This is a genomic window from Rhizobium sp. YTU87027, from assembly GCF_050644135.1.
Classification (GTDB): domain Bacteria; phylum Pseudomonadota; class Alphaproteobacteria; order Rhizobiales; family Rhizobiaceae; genus Rhizobium.
In genome coordinates this window covers 571931-586631 of sequence record NZ_CP098440.1, presented here as the reverse complement: position 1 = coordinate 586631, position 14701 = coordinate 571931, and the positions used below count along the sequence as shown (strand labels likewise).

Here is a 14701-nt window from a genome sequence, read left to right as displayed (position 1 = left end):
GGTGGAGACGGCCTATTCCGACAGACTTTTTTTGGGCGTTTCTCAGCCGCCTGCTCAGGCGATCTCACGCAGTTGCTCAGCCGCCTGAAGATCGACCGACACGAGCTGCGATACCCCTTGTTCCGCCATCGTCACGCCGAACAACCTGTTCATGCGTGCCATCGTGATCGGATTGTGGGTTATGATGACGAAACGCGTTTCGGTGGATGCAGCCATTTCGTCCATCAGGTTGCAGTAGCGCTCGACATTATGGTCATCAAGCGGGGCGTCCACTTCATCCAGGACACAGATCGGCGCTGGATTGGTCAGGAAAACCGCAAAGATCAGCGCCATCGCCGTCAGCGCCTGCTCGCCACCCGAAAGGAGCGTCATCGTCTGCGGCTTCTTGCCTGGCGGACGGGCGAGGATTTCAAGACCGGCCTCGAGCGGATCGTCGGATTCGATCAGCTGCAATTCGGCCGTGCCGCCGCCGAACAGATGGGTGAAGAGACGCTGGAACTGGCCGTTGACAACATCGAAGGCGGCGAGCAGGCGCTCGCGGCCCTCGCGATTGAGGCTCTGGATCGCACCCCGCAGCTTGCGGATCGCATCGATCACATCGTCGCGTTCCTTGATCAGCGCCTCGAGCTTCCCCGTCAGTTCCTTCTGCTCCTCCTCGGCGCGCAAGTTGACGGCGCCAAGGCGCTCGCGCTCCATCTTGAGTCGTTCGAGTTCGCGCTCGACCTCACGAAGGTCAGGCGCGGCCTGCATTGCCTCCAGTCCAGCAAGCCGAAGGGCCTCGTGTGGCGCAACATTTAGTACCTCACGTATTCGGGCTTCGGTTTCCTGTCGCTTCTCCCGCGCCGAGACCAGCCGCTCTTCGGCGCGACCGCGGCGCTCGCGGCTTTCGGCGAGCTCGGAGAGAGCCGTCGCCGCCCTGTGGTCGGCGTCGCGCTGGACGAGCTCGGCTTCGGCTAACACATCGGCCGCATGGCGACGCGCTTCCTCAGCCTTCTGGAGTTCGGTCAACAGCGCGCGGCGCTTGTCGTCGAACTCATCGGGAGCCATTTCGAGCTCGGCCGCTTCCTCCCGCGCTTCCTCCTCGCGGTCGCGAAGCGTCGCGATGTGGTCCTCGGCGCTGGCAGCCCGCTGGCGCCAGGTCTCCCGCTCCTGCCCGATGGCAATGATGCGGCGCTGACGAGCCTCGTTCTCGCGGTTCAGGCTTTCGTGGCGAGCCCGCGCTTCGGCGAGTACTCCGCGGTCGGTCGCGACTTCGGCCTGCTGCGACCGAAGCCGTTCGTCGATCGCCGTCAGATCAGGGGCATCTTCCAGCTCGATCCGGGCGTTCTCTTCCTGCACCGAAAGATCCTCAAGCTGGATCTGAAGCTGGCTGACAGCTTCCGCAATGACATCGCGGCGACGGATGAGATCACCGGAAGCCCGCTCGGCCGCTGCCAGCGCTTCGCGCGCCTCGGCGAGTTGCCGCGCGGAGATACGGCTCTTCTCGCGCGCCTCGGCGAGGCGCTGTTCCTGAAGGCGGATGGCATCGGCCGCGCCCGCCAGGCGTTCTTCTGCTTCATCGAGTATGTCGCGGGCAAGCGCCACTTCGCTTTCCAGTTCGGCGAGCCGGTTCTTCTGCGCCAGCTTCAGCGCGGCCGCACTCGGTGCATCGGCACCGGTGACGTGACCGTCCCAGCGGTAGACGGCGCCTTCCTTCGTCACCAGACGCTGGCCGGGCTTCAGGTCTTTCATCAGAGCTGCGGCATCCGAACCCGAGACAAGGCCGATCTGTTTCAGGCGGCGCATCAGCGCCGTAGGAGCGCGAACGTAATCGATTAGCGGCGTCGCACCGACCGGCAGCGCCGGGTCCGCGGCACAGTCACCAATGCCGGACCAATGAACCGGCGCCTTGGGGTCAAGCGGGGATTCGATGTCGTCGCCAAGGGCTGCACCGAGCGCCGTTTCGAAGCCGCGATCGACGCGAAGCTCATCGGCAACCGGCGCAAATTCGCCTGCGGCGGCACCGGCGGCCAGCATGCGCGAAATGGTTCGTGCTTCCGTTTCGATGGCGTTCAGCTTTGCGCGCGCCTGATCGACCGGCGATCGGGAGAGAGCCTCGGTCTGGCGGGCAGCGGCCAAGGCCTGCTCGACGTCCTGGATTGCGGCTTCAGCCTCGGCAAGCGCCTGCTCGCCCGCCGCGACCACGGCCCGCTTCTCGTCTGGATCGGGCAGGCTGGCAATCTTCTCCCCGATGGTCGACAGCTCGCGATTGGCCTCGTCCATCTGCCGCTCGAGGCGCATCTTGCGATCGGCAAGGTCGCGAATGGCACGCTCGAGCTGGTTGCGCCCGGCCGCAGCCTCGGCGCGTTCGGCCGTCAGCGCGGCAAAGATGCGCTCGCTGTCGGCGAGCTTTGCCGCCGCCTCCTCGAAGGCCTCGCGTGTCTCCTCGGCAAAACGGCCGGAATCGGCAAGGATCTCGGTGATCTCCGCCTCTTCGGCATCCAGCCGCGCCACGATTTCGGCGTTGTCGGCAACCAGCCGCTCCTCGCGGCGGATGTCCTCGCCGAGCTGCGCAAGGCGGCGGGTCAGTTCATCACGACGGCGCAGGATACGATTGGCATCCTCCTCCAACTGCGTCTTGGCGATCTGCAGGCGCTGCAGCGCGGCAGCGGCGCGCGCTTCGCCCTCGCGCAACTCGGGCAGCTTGAGGCTTGCAATGCCCTGAACCTTGGCGGCCTCCATCTGCATCTGCGCCTTTTCGGCGACGACGACGGTGGCCTGATTGAGCGCGCTATCGGCCTCGGCTTCAGCCTCCTTGGCCTGAACCCAGCGGATGTGCAGAAGCAGCGCCTCGCGGGCGCGTATATCCGCGGACAGTGACTTGAAGCGGCTTGCCTGGCGGGCCTGACGCTTCAAGCTTTCGATCTGGCTTTCGAGCTGCGAGGTCACGTCGTCGAGGCGTTCGAGATTGCTCTCGGCGGCACGCAGGCGAAGCTCGGCTTCGTGACGGCGCGAATGCAGGCCTGATATGCCGGCGGCCTCTTCGAGCAACTGGCGGCGGGCCTGTGGCTTTGCCGAGATCAACTCGCCGATACGCCCCTGCCCGACCATGGACGGCGAACGGGCGCCGGTGGAGGCGTCGGCGAAGAGAAGCTGCACATCCTTGGCGCGGCTCTCCTTGCCGTTGATGCGATAGATCGATCCCTGCTCGCGCTCGATGCGGCGCGTGACCTGGATCTCGTCGCTATCGTTGAAGGCGGCGGGTGCCGTGCGCTCGCCATTGTCAAGATAGAGTGCAACTTCGGCGGTGTTGCGGGCGGGACGATTGCCGGAGCCGGAGAAAATGACGTCGTCCATGCCGGACGCGCGCATGTTCTTGTAGGAGTTTTCACCCATCACCCAGCGGAGCGCTTCGACGAGGTTCGACTTGCCGCAGCCGTTCGGCCCGACGATGCCAGTCAAGCCGCGCTCGATGATGAATTCGGTGGGTTCAACGAAGGATTTGAAGCCGACGACGCGAAGCTTGTTGAACTTCATGCCGCGTCCCCGCACCGCATAAAGCAAACGACGGGCGCACGGCTGCCGCCGTCGCCCGTCGATCGGATACGGTTCAGTTTAAAGCAGGCTGTCGATAAGGGCCGACATGGTGTCAACCGACATGTCTCCAGAATAGCGCTTCCCGTTGATGAGGAACGTCGGCGTGGCGTTGACGCCAAACTCCTTAGAACCCCTTTCCCGCGTTGCATTCACTTGATCCAGCAGCTTCTGGTTCGTCAAGCACTTCGTAAAGCTATCCTCAGTAAATCCAGCAAGTTTGGACATCTGAAGCAATGCAGCACGGCCATCGTCCGCGGCAGCCCAGTTTTGCTGTTGCTTGAACAGCATCGAAACCATCGGGAAATACTGTTCGGCCGTGCTCAATTCTTCCGGCTTGGCCGCGTTGCAGCGGGCCAGCATGAAGGCGGCAGCCGCACGCGGATCAAACGGAAATTCGCGAATGATAAAGCGTACCTTGCCGGTGTCGACGTACTTCTTCTTGATCTCGTCGAAGGTCGTCGTGTGGAAGTGAGCGCAATGGGGGCAGGTCATCGACATGTATTCGACGATCGTGACCGGGGCATCTTCCTTGCCGAGTGCCATTTCCGGCAACTCGCCCGGCTTCAGCACGGCAGCCATGTCGACGTCGCCATCGGGCTTCGGCACTTCGGTCGCGGCATGCGCGGTGCTGAAAACCGCCAGGGTCGCGGTCGCCGCAGCCACGCCGCCCAGAAGCTGGCGTTTCGTCAGTTGCATTTCGGAAATCGACATGAAGTTCCCCATAAATGAGTGTAGTGGCTAACAGTGCGATATAACGGCTCGAAGTCCCGAACAAGGCACGCTTCACCAACTTTCTTCAAAGAATTGTGACCTTGGTTGGACCGCCAGATTAAATTGCGGACAGAATTGCCGTGGCAATACTTGAAAGGCGCTAGCGGCCGCGCTTCCCCAACACCGCCGTGCCGAGACGCTTCACCGCTTCACGCAGCTTGTCGCCCTCGATCCCTTCCATCATCTCGTCGAGTTTTACGGCGGCCGCACCCTTCAGCGGCGGAGGTGTACGGGAGCGCTTAGCCGCCTGATAGACAGGCTTCTGGACGATGCGGATCTGGTGAACGGCGGCGAAGCCGAAGAAGCTGTTGACCCGCTGGATCAACTCGCCCTGCGCATGCGTCAGAAACAAAGCGCGGGCGCCCTCGCAGGCAATGGTGAGCACGCCGGGACGGAAACCGCCGTCATCATTGCCCCTCGCCCAGGCTATCTTTTCCGGCCGCGTGCAATCGGCAAACTCCTCGCCGGCGATCTCGTCCCATGATCCGAGCAGCGCCGTGTTGATGCCGGCGCGCTTTGCCAGCACCGGATCGATCAACCCATTGGTCAATTCGGAAATCTGCTTTTCACCTTTGCGTGGATAACTCATCGAAACCTTCACATCGCGCTGCCTTCAGGCGCCACTGCCTTGATCGCGCGGCATTGCTTCGCCAAGTATAAGGCACTTCCCCTGACGACGGCAAATGATGACATCGACGACACTTGACGCGCCCGCCGCCAAACCCCTTCTTAGCTGGTATGACCGGCACCATCGCGATTTGCCCTGGCGCGTCTCGCCACCTATGGCAGCGCGCGGCATCAAGGCCGACCCCTACCATGTCTGGCTCTCCGAAGTGATGCTGCAGCAGACCACAGTACTGGCGGTGAAGCCCTATTTCGCCAACTTCCTGGCGCGCTGGCCAACCGTGCGGGATCTGGCCGATGCGCCCAGCGAGGACGTGATGGCTGCCTGGGCCGGGCTCGGATATTACGCGCGTGCCCGCAACCTCAAGAAATGCGCCGAAGCAGTGACGCGCGATCACGACGGCATCTTCCCCGATAGCGAGGACGGGCTGAAATCGCTTCCCGGTATCGGCGACTATACGGCAGCCGCTGTGGCCGCGATCGCCTTCAACCGGCAGGCGGCCGTGGTGGATGGCAACGTCGAGCGAGTGATCTCGCGCCTCTACGCGATCGCCACGCCCCTGCCCGCAGCCAAACCGTTGATGAAGGAGAAGGTGGCTCTTCTGACCCCGAAGGACCGACCAGGCGACTTCGCGCAAGCGATGATGGATCTCGGTGCGACGACCTGCACGCCGAAGCGCCCTGCCTGTTCTCTCTGTCCGTTCAATGGATCCTGCGAGGCGCTGCGCCTGCATGATCCGGAACGGTTTCCGGTCAAGGCTGCCAAGAAGGAGAAGCCGATCCGCCAAGGTGCAGCCTTTATCGCGGTCACTGCGGATGGCGATGTTCTCTTGCGGCGACGCATCGAAAGCGGCCTGCTCGGCGGCATGACCGAGGTGCCGACGACAGGCTGGACAGCGCGGCAAGACGGAAAGACATCGACCGATGCCGCACCTTTCCTTGCGGCGTGGGAGCCCTGCGGGACGGTGACCCACGTCTTCACCCATTTCGAGCTCAGGTTATCGATTTACCGCGTCGCGATCCCTTCGCGAATTCAAGTGGATAACGGTTGGTGGGAGCCGGTTACAAATCTTGACTCGCAAGCGCTGCCGACCGTCATGAAAAAAGCAATCACCGCGGCTATCCCGCTCGCGTTCAAACATGCCAAGGATTGATCGATGCCCATCGAGCATATTGTTTTCGACATCGGAAAAGTTCTCATCCACTACGATCCGAATATTCCGTTCAGCCGCCTCATTCCCGACGAGGCCGAACGCAAATGGTTCTTCGACAATGTCTGCACCCATGACTGGAACATCGAACAAGACCGCGGACGCACCTGGGTCGATGCCGAGGCCCTGCTGATTGAGGTCCATCCGGATCGCGAGGAACATATCCGCGCCTTCCGCAAATACTGGCACGAGATGGTTCCGCACTCCTATGACGACAGCGTCGCCATCATGGAAGGCCTGATTGCCGACGGCCAGGACGTGACGATGCTGACCAACTTCGCATCCGACACCTTCCGCGAGGCACAGATACGCTTTCCGTTCCTGACCAAGCCGCGCGGCGTGACCGTTTCCGGCGATGTCGGGCTCATCAAGCCCGACATCGCGATTTACGAAACGCACGCCAAAAGCTTCGACCTCAATCCGGAAAAGACGATCTTCATCGACGACACCGCCTCCAACGTCGAAGGCGCGAAGGCGGCTGGCTGGGATGCGGTTCTCTTCACCGGCGCCGACAAGCTGCGCGCCGATCTTGCAGCGCGCGGCGTGAGGCTCTGACCATGGCATTCGATCCGGTTGAGGAAATCAAGCGTTTCCACGGCGCAATCAACGCGCTCGATTTCGATACGATCGAGAACTATTTCGCGGAAGACGCGACCTATGTTTCGAACGGTGTCGGGAGCCTGTCCGGGCGAGCCAACATCATGGTCGCTTTCCGCAAGTATTTCGACGACTACCCGGACCAGACGGCAATCGACACGCTGGTCGAGAAGGTCAGCCCGAATGCCGGCCGCGCCGTATGGTCGGTCCGCGCGACGCACAGCAAGACGGGCAACCCCTTGGTGCGGGAGGGCGAAGAAACGATCACCTTCAACGAAGATGGTCGTGTCACCCACGTCGAGGTGACAGACTATCGGGCGTTTTGAAAGAACGCTGCGGAGAGATAAAAGGCGAGCACGAAAAAGAGCCACAGGTCGGAAACCATCGCGATGGCCCTCGACCTGTTCCTCCCCGGCTCGAGAAGGTGCTTGAGACCGGCAAGACCGAAGAACAAGCAACCGGTGATCGCGGCAGGGACGACCCACTGCGGCTCGAAGAAACTGAGCACGCCAAGCATGCCGATCGACAGGTTGCCGAAGCCGATCTCCTGCACCAATGACAGAGCCTTGTGATCGGTCACACCGAAGATCGTTTCCGCCGTGAAGGCCGGATTGATGATCTGCTTCAGGCTTGCCACAAGCAGCCGTAAACCGACGCCCCAGAAGACAAACCACTTTCCGATCAGGAACACGAGGTTGGCATCCGCGCTCGAATGCGCTTGCGCAACGACCGAGCCCAGCGGCAGAACAAGCATCAGCAACAGTATGATCGCAAGATACATGGCCGGTTCCCTGCCTGTTCGGATCATCAGTCAGCGATACATGCCACGGAAATGCGCCACCGCGCGAGCCAAAATGAAGAGCGCCCGGGGTGTTGATCCCCGGGCGCCAGGCCTTCTTCCGTAACTGGAGGTACAAAACACCGGAAGAAGGAAGTCTCGATCAGGTCGAGGCGCGCGTCATTCCGCCTTCGCCAGATCACTGCGGATCACGGACCGCAATTCGTCGATCGGGCGCAGGGACTGCCCGTCGTCGAAGTGCCAGAATGTCCATCCGTTGCATGCATCAAGGCCCTGGACCTTTGCCCCAAGACGATGAATGGAACCAGCCTCGCCGCCGGAGGCCACCGTGCCGTCGGCGCGAACGATCGCGCTGTAGCGGCGGCGGCCATCGGTTAGCACCTGGCCGGGCTTGATCAGGCCGCTTTCGACCAGCACGTTGAAAGCCACGCGGACTTCCTGCTTCTTGCCGGTCATGACGGTGAGCTCAGCCTTGCCGAGCGGCTCGACCGCTTCGATGCGGGCGGCGGCCGCGTCGATGTAGTCCTGCTCGCGCTCGATACCGACGAAGTGGCGGCCGAGGCGCTTGGCGACAGCGCCCGTCGTACCGGAGCCGAAGAACGGATCGAGGATGATGTCGCCAGGCTTCGAGGAGGCCATGATGACACGGGCAAGCAATGCTTCCGGCTTCTGTGTCGGATGCACCTTCTTGCCGTCGTCGCCCTTCAGGCGCTCATTGCCACTGCAGATCGGGAACAGCCAGTCGGAGCGCATCTGCACGTCGTCGTTGGCCGCCTTCATGGCATCGTAGTTGAAGGTGTAGCCCTTGGCCTTGGCGTTCGGGCTCGCCCAGATCATCGTCTCATGCGCGTTCTGGAAGCGGCGGCCCTTGAAGTTCGGCATCGGGTTGGTCTTGCGCCAGACGATGTCGTTGAGGATCCAGAAGTTCAGGTCCTGGAGTGTCGCGCCGACACGGAAGATATTGTGATAGGAGCCAATGACCCAGATCGTCCCGGTCGGCTTGAGGACGCGACGGCAGGCGAGCAGCCAGGCGCGAGTGAATGCATCATAAGCTTCGAAGGAGGCGAACTGATCCCACTCGTCATCGACGGCATCGACCAATGACTGATCCGGGCGATGCAGCATGCCGCCGAGTTGGAGGTTGTACGGCGGATCGGCGAAAATAACGTCTACGGAGTGGTTCGGCAGGGCTTCAAGAGCAGCAACGCAATCGCCCTTGATGATCGTGTCGATCCAGGAGTCCGGTTTTGCGGAGGCCTTGAGATCGGCAAGCGGAAATACTGACGCCATCTGGAAACTCGCTCATACACATTACACTTTTACTGTCCGTTATGGTTACTCAGTTTGGTTACCAAAGCCTGAAGGCATGAGCGATTTCGGGAAAATAAGTCGCCGCACGTGTTTAGACGCCGAAGGGCGGGCAGCAGCCCTGCCCTTCCAGCCGCTCTCGTTAAGCCGCCACGTCATGCACCTCTTTGCTATCCTCCGGTGCCTGGGCCCGGTCGTTCATGCCGTAGTCGCGGACGATGTGGCCGATGCGCAGGCGATAGTCAGCGAAGACGCCGTTGCGACCGGCGTACTGGGCGGCGCGGTGCGCCTCCACGTTTCGCCAGGCTTTGACCGCCTCCTCGTCACGCCAGAAGGAAAGCGAAAGCAGCTTGCCTCGATTGGTAAGGCTTTCGAAGCGCTCGATCGAAATGAAGCCGTCGATCTTTTCCAGCTCACTCCGAAGGTCGCCTGCGAGATCGAGGTAGGTGTGGCGTTCGCCCATGTAGGGTAGGACTTCGAAGATAACGGCGATCATGGCATCACCAGCTTTGCGTGAGGAAGGGAAGCGTTCTTGAGGAAGATGCGGTCTTCCCTGAGGATGAAACGCTCGCGTTTGGCGAATTCGTAGTTTTCCTTGCCGAGCGGGTCGGCGGCAAGGCGGGCGCGATAGGCTTCGTAGGCAGCGAGGCTTTCGATGTTGTAGACGCCGTAAGCTGTTGTCGCCGAACCTTCATGCGGCGCGAAGTAACCGATCAGATCGGCGCCGTTGCGCGGGATCGCCTGGCCCCAGTTGCGGGCATATTCGGTAAAGGCGTCCTTCTTGAATGGATCGATCTCGTAGCGGATGAAGCAGGTAATCATCGTCGTCTCCTTGTTGTCTGGAAACAGTTTTCGCACATTGCCGGACGAGGATGCTTCGGTTAGGATCGAAGTATGAAAGAAGGACCTGACATAGCCCAGATCGGCGCACTGATTGGCGATCCCGCCCGAGCCAACATGCTGACGGCGTTGATGGGCGGCAAGGCGCTGACAGCGACAGAGCTTGCAGCAGCCGGCGGCATTACCGTGCAGACGGCGAGCACGCACCTCGCCAAGCTGGAGGCAGGCAATCTGCTGGCACAGCGCAAGCAAGGCCGCCATCGCTATTTCACGCTGGCGGATGACAGCGTTGGCAAATTCCTGGAAAGCATCATGGGTTTTGCGGCCGGACGCGGCCACCTGCGCCACAAGCCGGGACCGAAGGAGCCGGCCTTGCGCAAGGCCCGCATCTGCTACGACCACCTTGCCGGCGATTATGGCGTGCGAATGCTGGACAGCCTGATCGCCCGAGGCGCCATCGATGCGATCGGCGACGGCCTCGCCCTAACGGAGAGCGGCGAAACCGCACTCAAAGATATCGGCATCGACGTCCATGCCCTGAAATCGTCGCGTCGGCCGCTCTGCCGCTCCTGCCTGGACTGGAGTGAACGGCGTGCGCACCTCGCCGGCAGCCTCGGCAGGGCTCTGCTTTCGAATTTCCTCGAGAAGGGTTGGGCCCGTCGCGCGGCGGAAAGCCGCTCAGTGGTCTTTTCCCCGGAAGGCGAACGGCAATTCCTTGCCCTCTTTCCAGCCACCAAATAGCTGCGAACACACGTAAAATCCAAGCCGCCCGCGGCACGCAATCCAGCCATGCCCTGCTATCGGTTGAGGTTCGGCGAGGCATCGTGTAAAGGGCATCATCCCAAACAAGGCGCGAGTAAATGGACGGCTTCGACCTCATCATCTTCGACTGCGACGGCGTTCTGGTCGATTCCGAAATCATCGCTGCGGATGTCGAATCCAAGCTTCTCACAGAAGCAGGCTACCCGATCAGCATCGAGGAAATGGGAGAGCGCTTCGCCGGCATGACGTGGCAGAACATTCTCTTCCAGGTCGAGCGCGAGGCCAGCATCCCGATATCGGCATCGCTGCTCGACAAGTCCGAAAAGCTGCTCGATCTTCGTCTGGAACAGGACGTGCAGGCGATATCGGGCGTCGAAGCCGCCCTTTCGCGCCTGAAGCTGAAGCGCTGCATCTGCTCGAACTCCAGCAGCGCGCGGCTCGACATGATGCTCGGCAAAGTCGGCCTGAAGCCGCTTTTTGCACCGCATATCTTCTCAGCCAAGGACCTCGGCGCAGATCGCGTGAAGCCGAAGCCGGATATCTTCCTGCACGGCGCCAAACAGATGGGCGTTTCGACGGACCGCGTCGTTGTGGTCGAAGACTCCGTTCATGGCGTCCATGCCGCGCGCGCCGCGGGCATGCGGGTTATTGGCTTTACCGGTGCCTCGCACACCTATCCGTCACATTCCGACAAGCTGACCGATGCCGGCGCTGAAACCGTCATCTCCCGCATGAGCGATCTGCCCGGCGTCGTCGTCGCGCTCGCCGAGTGGGAAGGCGTTCTGTAAGGCTCGTTCTTACTTGAAAAAGCCGCGCTCGTGCGGCCTTTTGTTTTTCAGCCCGCGCTCGGCTAGCGTGCACCTTACCGATCGCCTCCGAGACGGAAGACAATGCGCAAGCCGTCTTTGCTTACGCTCGCGATTTCATCGCAATCGCTAAATTCTCAGGCTTAGCGCGCCAGCCACGATCTCGAAGCGTGCCGGAAGCTGCCCGGGCGCCTCACCGTCGCTGTCGATCGGCACCCCGACCTTGCCTATCGGCCATGCCTCGACGAGTCGCGCGCGATGGATGCTGACAAGCGGGCTCTTGAGATGACCGCCGCTGTAGATGCTGTTCATCAACGTTATGACCTTCAGCCTGCCGGCGCCGCGGATGATGACCACGTCGAACAGGCCATCGGCGACATCGGCATCCGGAGCCACCTTCATGCCACCGCCGAACCAGGCGCCGTTGGCAACGGCGACCGCGGTGATCGGCCCTTCATAGATATCCTCGCCATCCAGCCTGAGGCGGATGTCCCGCGGCTTGTAGCGCAGGATCTGAAGCAGGCTATGGAAGAAGAAGACCATCGGCCCCGGCAGACGTCTGCCCTTGCGCGCCTCGTTGACGGCACGCACGATATGGCCCGACACGCCGAAGCTCGCGATGTTGGCGAAGTGGCGGCTGACCGTGTCGCCGTCCTCGTCGTCGCAGGTCAGCAATCCGGCATCGATCTGCCGGACGGACGGAGAGGTCAGACGGTTGGCGATCGTGGCAGGATCACGCGATATCGAAAAATTGCGGGCGAAATCGCAACCCGTTCCAGTCGCGATGAAAGAGAAAGCCGTGCTCGGCCGATGCGACTTCAGAATGCCGCCAGCCACCTCGCCGATCGTCCCATCGCCACCGACGGCGATCACCAGATCGGCCCCGTCATCCGCCAACTCGCGCCCGAAGCGTTCGGCATCGCCGAAGCCCTTGGTTTCACGCAGGCTGAGATCGGTGAATCTCGCCTCGATGGCGCGCCGCAGCGTCGACCAGAACAGCTTCTTTCCGCGCCGCCCCGACGCCGGGTTCAATACGATGCCGATTTTCAAGCGATCTGCGCTCCCGGCGCCGGCCAGCATGGCGATGCGGAAACAAGGGCGTTTTTCAGGCCTTCTTCTTTTTCGTCGACACCGGTCCCTGATCGAAACCGATGTTTACGCGCACCAGCGCGCCAGACCCGACCGGAAGCTTGATTCCGTCCTTGCGGAACAGGGCCTGCGTGGCTCCGGAGCCGACCTCGACCGGGAAATTCGTGACTTCCGAATAGAGCGCATCCTCGCCGTCATAGACCGTGATGCGAACTGGGAGCGTGACCTTGCCGGAAGAGCCGGCCGGCCCGGCAATAACGCGGAGCTGCGCCACCACGGTCATCGTCAGGTTCGTGTCGTTGAGGCTGCATTGACGGGTATAGTCGCCGATCGATGCCTGATAGGCGAGTTTCTGCGCATCGCCGGTCTTCGCACCGCCGGCATAAGTCCGGAAGATCGCGGCGCTGTCTTTCATGAACATCTGCGGGCACGCGCCCTGAACGACGGGCGCGGCGGTACCCGAGGCCGTCTTGGCGGTCCCGATTGATGCGTCGTTGGACGACGGGCTGGACGGCGCCAGCGGCATGATCTGCCCATTGCCATTCGATTGGGCTGGTGCGGTTGCGCTGTCTGAGCCCCCGCCGACGCCGAGTGAATTGCAGCCGGCAAGAATTGCCGCGAACGAAGCCGAAACGATGAGACGCGAGACCTTGCCAAGCACGATTATTCCACCCTCTCCACAAAGTTTTTTGGCAGGCCTAATCACTTGATGGCAGGCCTTTCGTGACAGTTTGCGATGGTCTATATCAGCGGCGCAAACAAAAATCGATTGGGTAAGAACCGTTTTGATGCACATTTCGGGATCGCAGCCGACGGCCGGCAGGGTAAGCGAGATGCAGCGCGAGGCATACTTTCCCTCCAACCCGGATCTTCTCCGGCCGGCACATCAAGGATGACGACAGTGGATTATATCTCGACCCGCGGCGAAGCCCCTTCCCTCGGTTTCTGCGATGCATTGCTGGCGGGTCTGGCGCGCGATGGCGGCCTCTACGTGCCGCGCAAGTGGCCTCATTTCACGAAGAAGGAAATCCGGGCGCTTCGCGGCAAGAGCTATCAGGAAATCGCCTTTGCGATCCTGTCGCCTTTCACCAACGGCGAAATTCCGGATGAGACCTTCCGATCCATGATCGACGAGGCATACGCCACTTTCCGCCACCCCGCGATCGCCCCGCTCGTGCAGACAGGTCCGAACAGCTTCGTTATGGAGCTTTTCCATGGCACGACGCTGGCGTTCAAGGATGTCGCCATGCAGCTGCTGGCCCGGCTGATGGACTATGCGCTCGAAAAGCGCGGCGAGCGCGCAACCATTGTCGGCGCAACCTCCGGCGATACCGGGGGAGCGGCGATCGACGCCTTTGCCGGTCGCGAACGCACCGACATCTTCATCCTTTTTCCGAACGGCAAGGTCTCGTCGGTGCAGCAGCGCCAGATGACGACCTCCACAGCCTCCAACGTTCACGCGCTTGCCGTCGAAGGCAATTTCGACGACTGCCAGAACCTCGTGAAAGCGATGTTCAACGACGCGCCCTTCCGCGATCGCGTCAGACTCTCCGGTGTCAACTCGATCAACTGGGCTCGCATCATGGCCCAGATCGTCTACTACTTCACGACGGCGATCGCGCTCGGCGGACCGGACCGTAAGATTTCCTTTACCGTGCCGACGGGCAATTTCGGCGACATTTTCGCCGGCTACTGCGCCAAGCGCATGGGCCTGCCAATCGGCAAGCTGGTGGTTGCCACCAACGAGAACGATATCCTTGACCGTACGCTGAAAACCGGCCGCTACGAGATGAAGGCCGTCAAAGCTACGACCTCTCCGTCGATGGACATCCAGATCTCCTCGAACTTCGAACGTCTGCTGTTCGAAGCCTACGATCGCGATGCATCGAAGGTTCGCGCGGCGATGGACAGCCTGAAGCAGTCCAACGGTTTCGAGATTTCAAAGGACGCTCTCGCCTTCATCAAGAAGGACTTCCGCGCCGGTCGCGCAAGCGAGAAACAGGTCGCCCAGACGATCAAGAAAACCCATGCCGAAACCGGCTATCTTCTCGATCCGCACTCGGCGATCGGCGTCTTCGTTGCGGACAAGCACGAGAAGCCGAACACACCGATGGTGACGCTTGCCACCGCACATCCGGCGAAATTCCCCGCCGCCGTAAAATCCGCCTCCGGTATTGACCCCGCGCTTCCGACGTGGCTTGCTGATCTGATGCACAAGGAGGAGCGCTTTCAGATTGTGAAGCCTGAGCTCAAAGCCATTGAGACCTTCATCGGCGAGCATACTCGGGCCTAAGTAACGCAGGCGCAGAAAGATAGCC

At 61.5% G+C, this 14701-nt stretch carries 14 protein-coding genes and 1 pseudogene; 6 read left to right on the top strand and 9 right to left on the bottom strand.

What is annotated here, in order from left to right:
- Positions 1-54 precede the first annotated feature (54 nt).
- The 3 genes from NBG89_RS02870 to NBG89_RS02860 all read right to left on the bottom strand — a co-directional run bounded on the left by NBG89_RS02870 (position 55) and on the right by NBG89_RS02860 (position 4936).
- Positions 55-3516 carry a chromosome segregation SMC family protein gene (locus tag NBG89_RS02870; RefSeq protein WP_431321630.1) on the bottom strand — a complete coding sequence of 1154 codons (3462 nt, stop codon included), beginning with the start codon at positions 3514-3516 and terminating at the stop codon, positions 55-57.
- Between the two features lie 78 nt (positions 3517-3594).
- Positions 3595-4287 (bottom strand): DsbA family protein, encoded by a 693-nt coding sequence (locus NBG89_RS02865; RefSeq protein ID WP_431321629.1) that lies wholly within the window; start codon positions 4285-4287, stop codon positions 3595-3597.
- A 160-nt stretch (positions 4288-4447) separates the two neighbouring features.
- Positions 4448-4936 (bottom strand): DUF721 domain-containing protein, encoded by a 489-nt coding sequence (locus NBG89_RS02860; RefSeq protein ID WP_431321628.1) that lies wholly within the window; start codon positions 4934-4936, stop codon positions 4448-4450.
- A 97-nt stretch (positions 4937-5033) separates the two neighbouring features.
- Between NBG89_RS02860 and mutY the strand changes: the two genes are divergently transcribed.
- From mutY to NBG89_RS02845, 3 genes are read left to right on the top strand one after another with little or no spacing between them, the layout of a single operon-like run.
- A complete protein-coding gene (gene mutY, locus NBG89_RS02855; RefSeq protein ID WP_431322762.1) occupies positions 5034-6125 on the top strand; it encodes an A/G-specific adenine glycosylase in 1092 nt (363 codons plus the stop codon).
- 3 nt (positions 6126-6128) lie between these two features.
- On the top strand, positions 6129-6737 hold the full coding sequence (locus tag NBG89_RS02850; protein ID WP_431321627.1) for an HAD family hydrolase: 609 nt from the start codon (positions 6129-6131) through the stop codon (positions 6735-6737).
- 2 nt (positions 6738-6739) lie between these two features.
- Positions 6740-7105, top strand: a complete 366-nt coding sequence (locus NBG89_RS02845; protein ID WP_431321626.1) for a nuclear transport factor 2 family protein — start codon at positions 6740-6742, stop codon at positions 7103-7105.
- On the opposite strand, the gene NBG89_RS02840 is transcribed toward NBG89_RS02845, so the two are convergent.
- The 4 genes from NBG89_RS02840 to NBG89_RS02825 all read right to left on the bottom strand — a co-directional run bounded on the left by NBG89_RS02840 (position 7090) and on the right by NBG89_RS02825 (position 9708).
- Positions 7090-7560: a DUF6790 family protein gene (locus NBG89_RS02840; protein WP_431321625.1), complete on the bottom strand. Its 471-nt coding sequence runs from the start codon at positions 7558-7560 to the stop codon at positions 7090-7092. The two genes, NBG89_RS02845 and NBG89_RS02840, sit on opposite strands and share 16 nt — an antisense overlap.
- 177 nt (positions 7561-7737) lie before the next feature.
- Complete coding sequence (locus NBG89_RS02835) at positions 7738-8868, bottom strand: site-specific DNA-methyltransferase (RefSeq protein WP_431321624.1); 1131 nt, start codon at positions 8866-8868, stop codon at positions 7738-7740.
- Between the two features lie 160 nt (positions 8869-9028).
- On the bottom strand, positions 9029-9382 hold the full coding sequence (locus NBG89_RS02830; protein ID WP_431321623.1) for an antibiotic biosynthesis monooxygenase family protein: 354 nt from the start codon (positions 9380-9382) through the stop codon (positions 9029-9031).
- Entirely contained in the window at positions 9379-9708 is a 330-nt protein-coding gene (locus NBG89_RS02825; RefSeq protein WP_088694506.1) for an NIPSNAP family protein, read from the bottom strand. The genes NBG89_RS02830 and NBG89_RS02825 overlap by 4 nt, the downstream gene beginning before the upstream one ends.
- A gap of 72 nt (positions 9709-9780) precedes the next feature.
- Here NBG89_RS02825 and NBG89_RS02820 point away from each other — a divergent pair, with 72 nt between their 5' ends.
- Positions 9781-10467 carry an ArsR/SmtB family transcription factor gene (locus NBG89_RS02820; RefSeq protein ID WP_431321622.1) on the top strand — a complete coding sequence of 229 codons (687 nt, stop codon included), beginning with the start codon at positions 9781-9783 and terminating at the stop codon, positions 10465-10467.
- 119 nt (positions 10468-10586) lie between these two features.
- The gene (locus NBG89_RS02815) at positions 10587-11276 is read left to right on the top strand and encodes an HAD family hydrolase (RefSeq protein ID WP_431321621.1); all 690 of its coding nucleotides are present in this window, start codon (positions 10587-10589) and stop codon (positions 11274-11276) included.
- Positions 11277-11423: 147 nt separating this feature from the next.
- Here the strand turns inward: NBG89_RS02815 and NBG89_RS02810 are convergent, their stop codons facing one another.
- Positions 11424-12344: a diacylglycerol/lipid kinase family protein gene (locus NBG89_RS02810; RefSeq protein ID WP_431321620.1), complete on the bottom strand. Its 921-nt coding sequence runs from the start codon at positions 12342-12344 to the stop codon at positions 11424-11426.
- Between the two features lie 55 nt (positions 12345-12399).
- A complete protein-coding gene (locus tag NBG89_RS02805; protein ID WP_431322761.1) occupies positions 12400-13047 on the bottom strand; it encodes a hypothetical protein in 648 nt (215 codons plus the stop codon).
- 228 nt (positions 13048-13275) lie between these two features.
- Here NBG89_RS02805 and thrC point away from each other — a divergent pair.
- Positions 13276-14699: pseudogene (thrC, locus tag NBG89_RS02800) on the top strand (threonine synthase).
- Positions 14700-14701: the final 2 nt, after the last annotated feature.

Coding starts and splice junctions, on each gene's coding strand:
- NBG89_RS02870 (WP_431321630.1), bottom strand. CDS start 3,516: ATGAAGTTCAACAAGCTTCGCGTCGTCGGCTTCAAATCCTTCGTTGAA.
- NBG89_RS02835 (WP_431321624.1), bottom strand. CDS start 8,868: ATGGCGTCAGTATTTCCGCTTGCCGATCTCAAGGCCTCCGCAAAACCG.
- NBG89_RS02865 (WP_431321629.1), bottom strand. CDS start 4,287: ATGTCGATTTCCGAAATGCAACTGACGAAACGCCAGCTTCTGGGCGGC.
- NBG89_RS02860 (WP_431321628.1), bottom strand. CDS start 4,936: ATGAGTTATCCACGCAAAGGTGAAAAGCAGATTTCCGAATTGACCAAT.
- NBG89_RS02840 (WP_431321625.1), bottom strand. CDS start 7,560: ATGTATCTTGCGATCATACTGTTGCTGATGCTTGTTCTGCCGCTGGGC.
- NBG89_RS02830 (WP_431321623.1), bottom strand. CDS start 9,382: ATGATCGCCGTTATCTTCGAAGTCCTACCCTACATGGGCGAACGCCAC.
- NBG89_RS02815 (WP_431321621.1), top strand. CDS start 10,587: ATGGACGGCTTCGACCTCATCATCTTCGACTGCGACGGCGTTCTGGTC.
- NBG89_RS02845 (WP_431321626.1), top strand. CDS start 6,740: ATGGCATTCGATCCGGTTGAGGAAATCAAGCGTTTCCACGGCGCAATC.
- mutY (WP_431322762.1), top strand. CDS start 5,034: ATGACATCGACGACACTTGACGCGCCCGCCGCCAAACCCCTTCTTAGC.
- NBG89_RS02825 (WP_088694506.1), bottom strand. CDS start 9,708: ATGATTACCTGCTTCATCCGCTACGAGATCGATCCATTCAAGAAGGAC.
- NBG89_RS02850 (WP_431321627.1), top strand. CDS start 6,129: ATGCCCATCGAGCATATTGTTTTCGACATCGGAAAAGTTCTCATCCAC.
- NBG89_RS02820 (WP_431321622.1), top strand. CDS start 9,781: ATGAAAGAAGGACCTGACATAGCCCAGATCGGCGCACTGATTGGCGAT.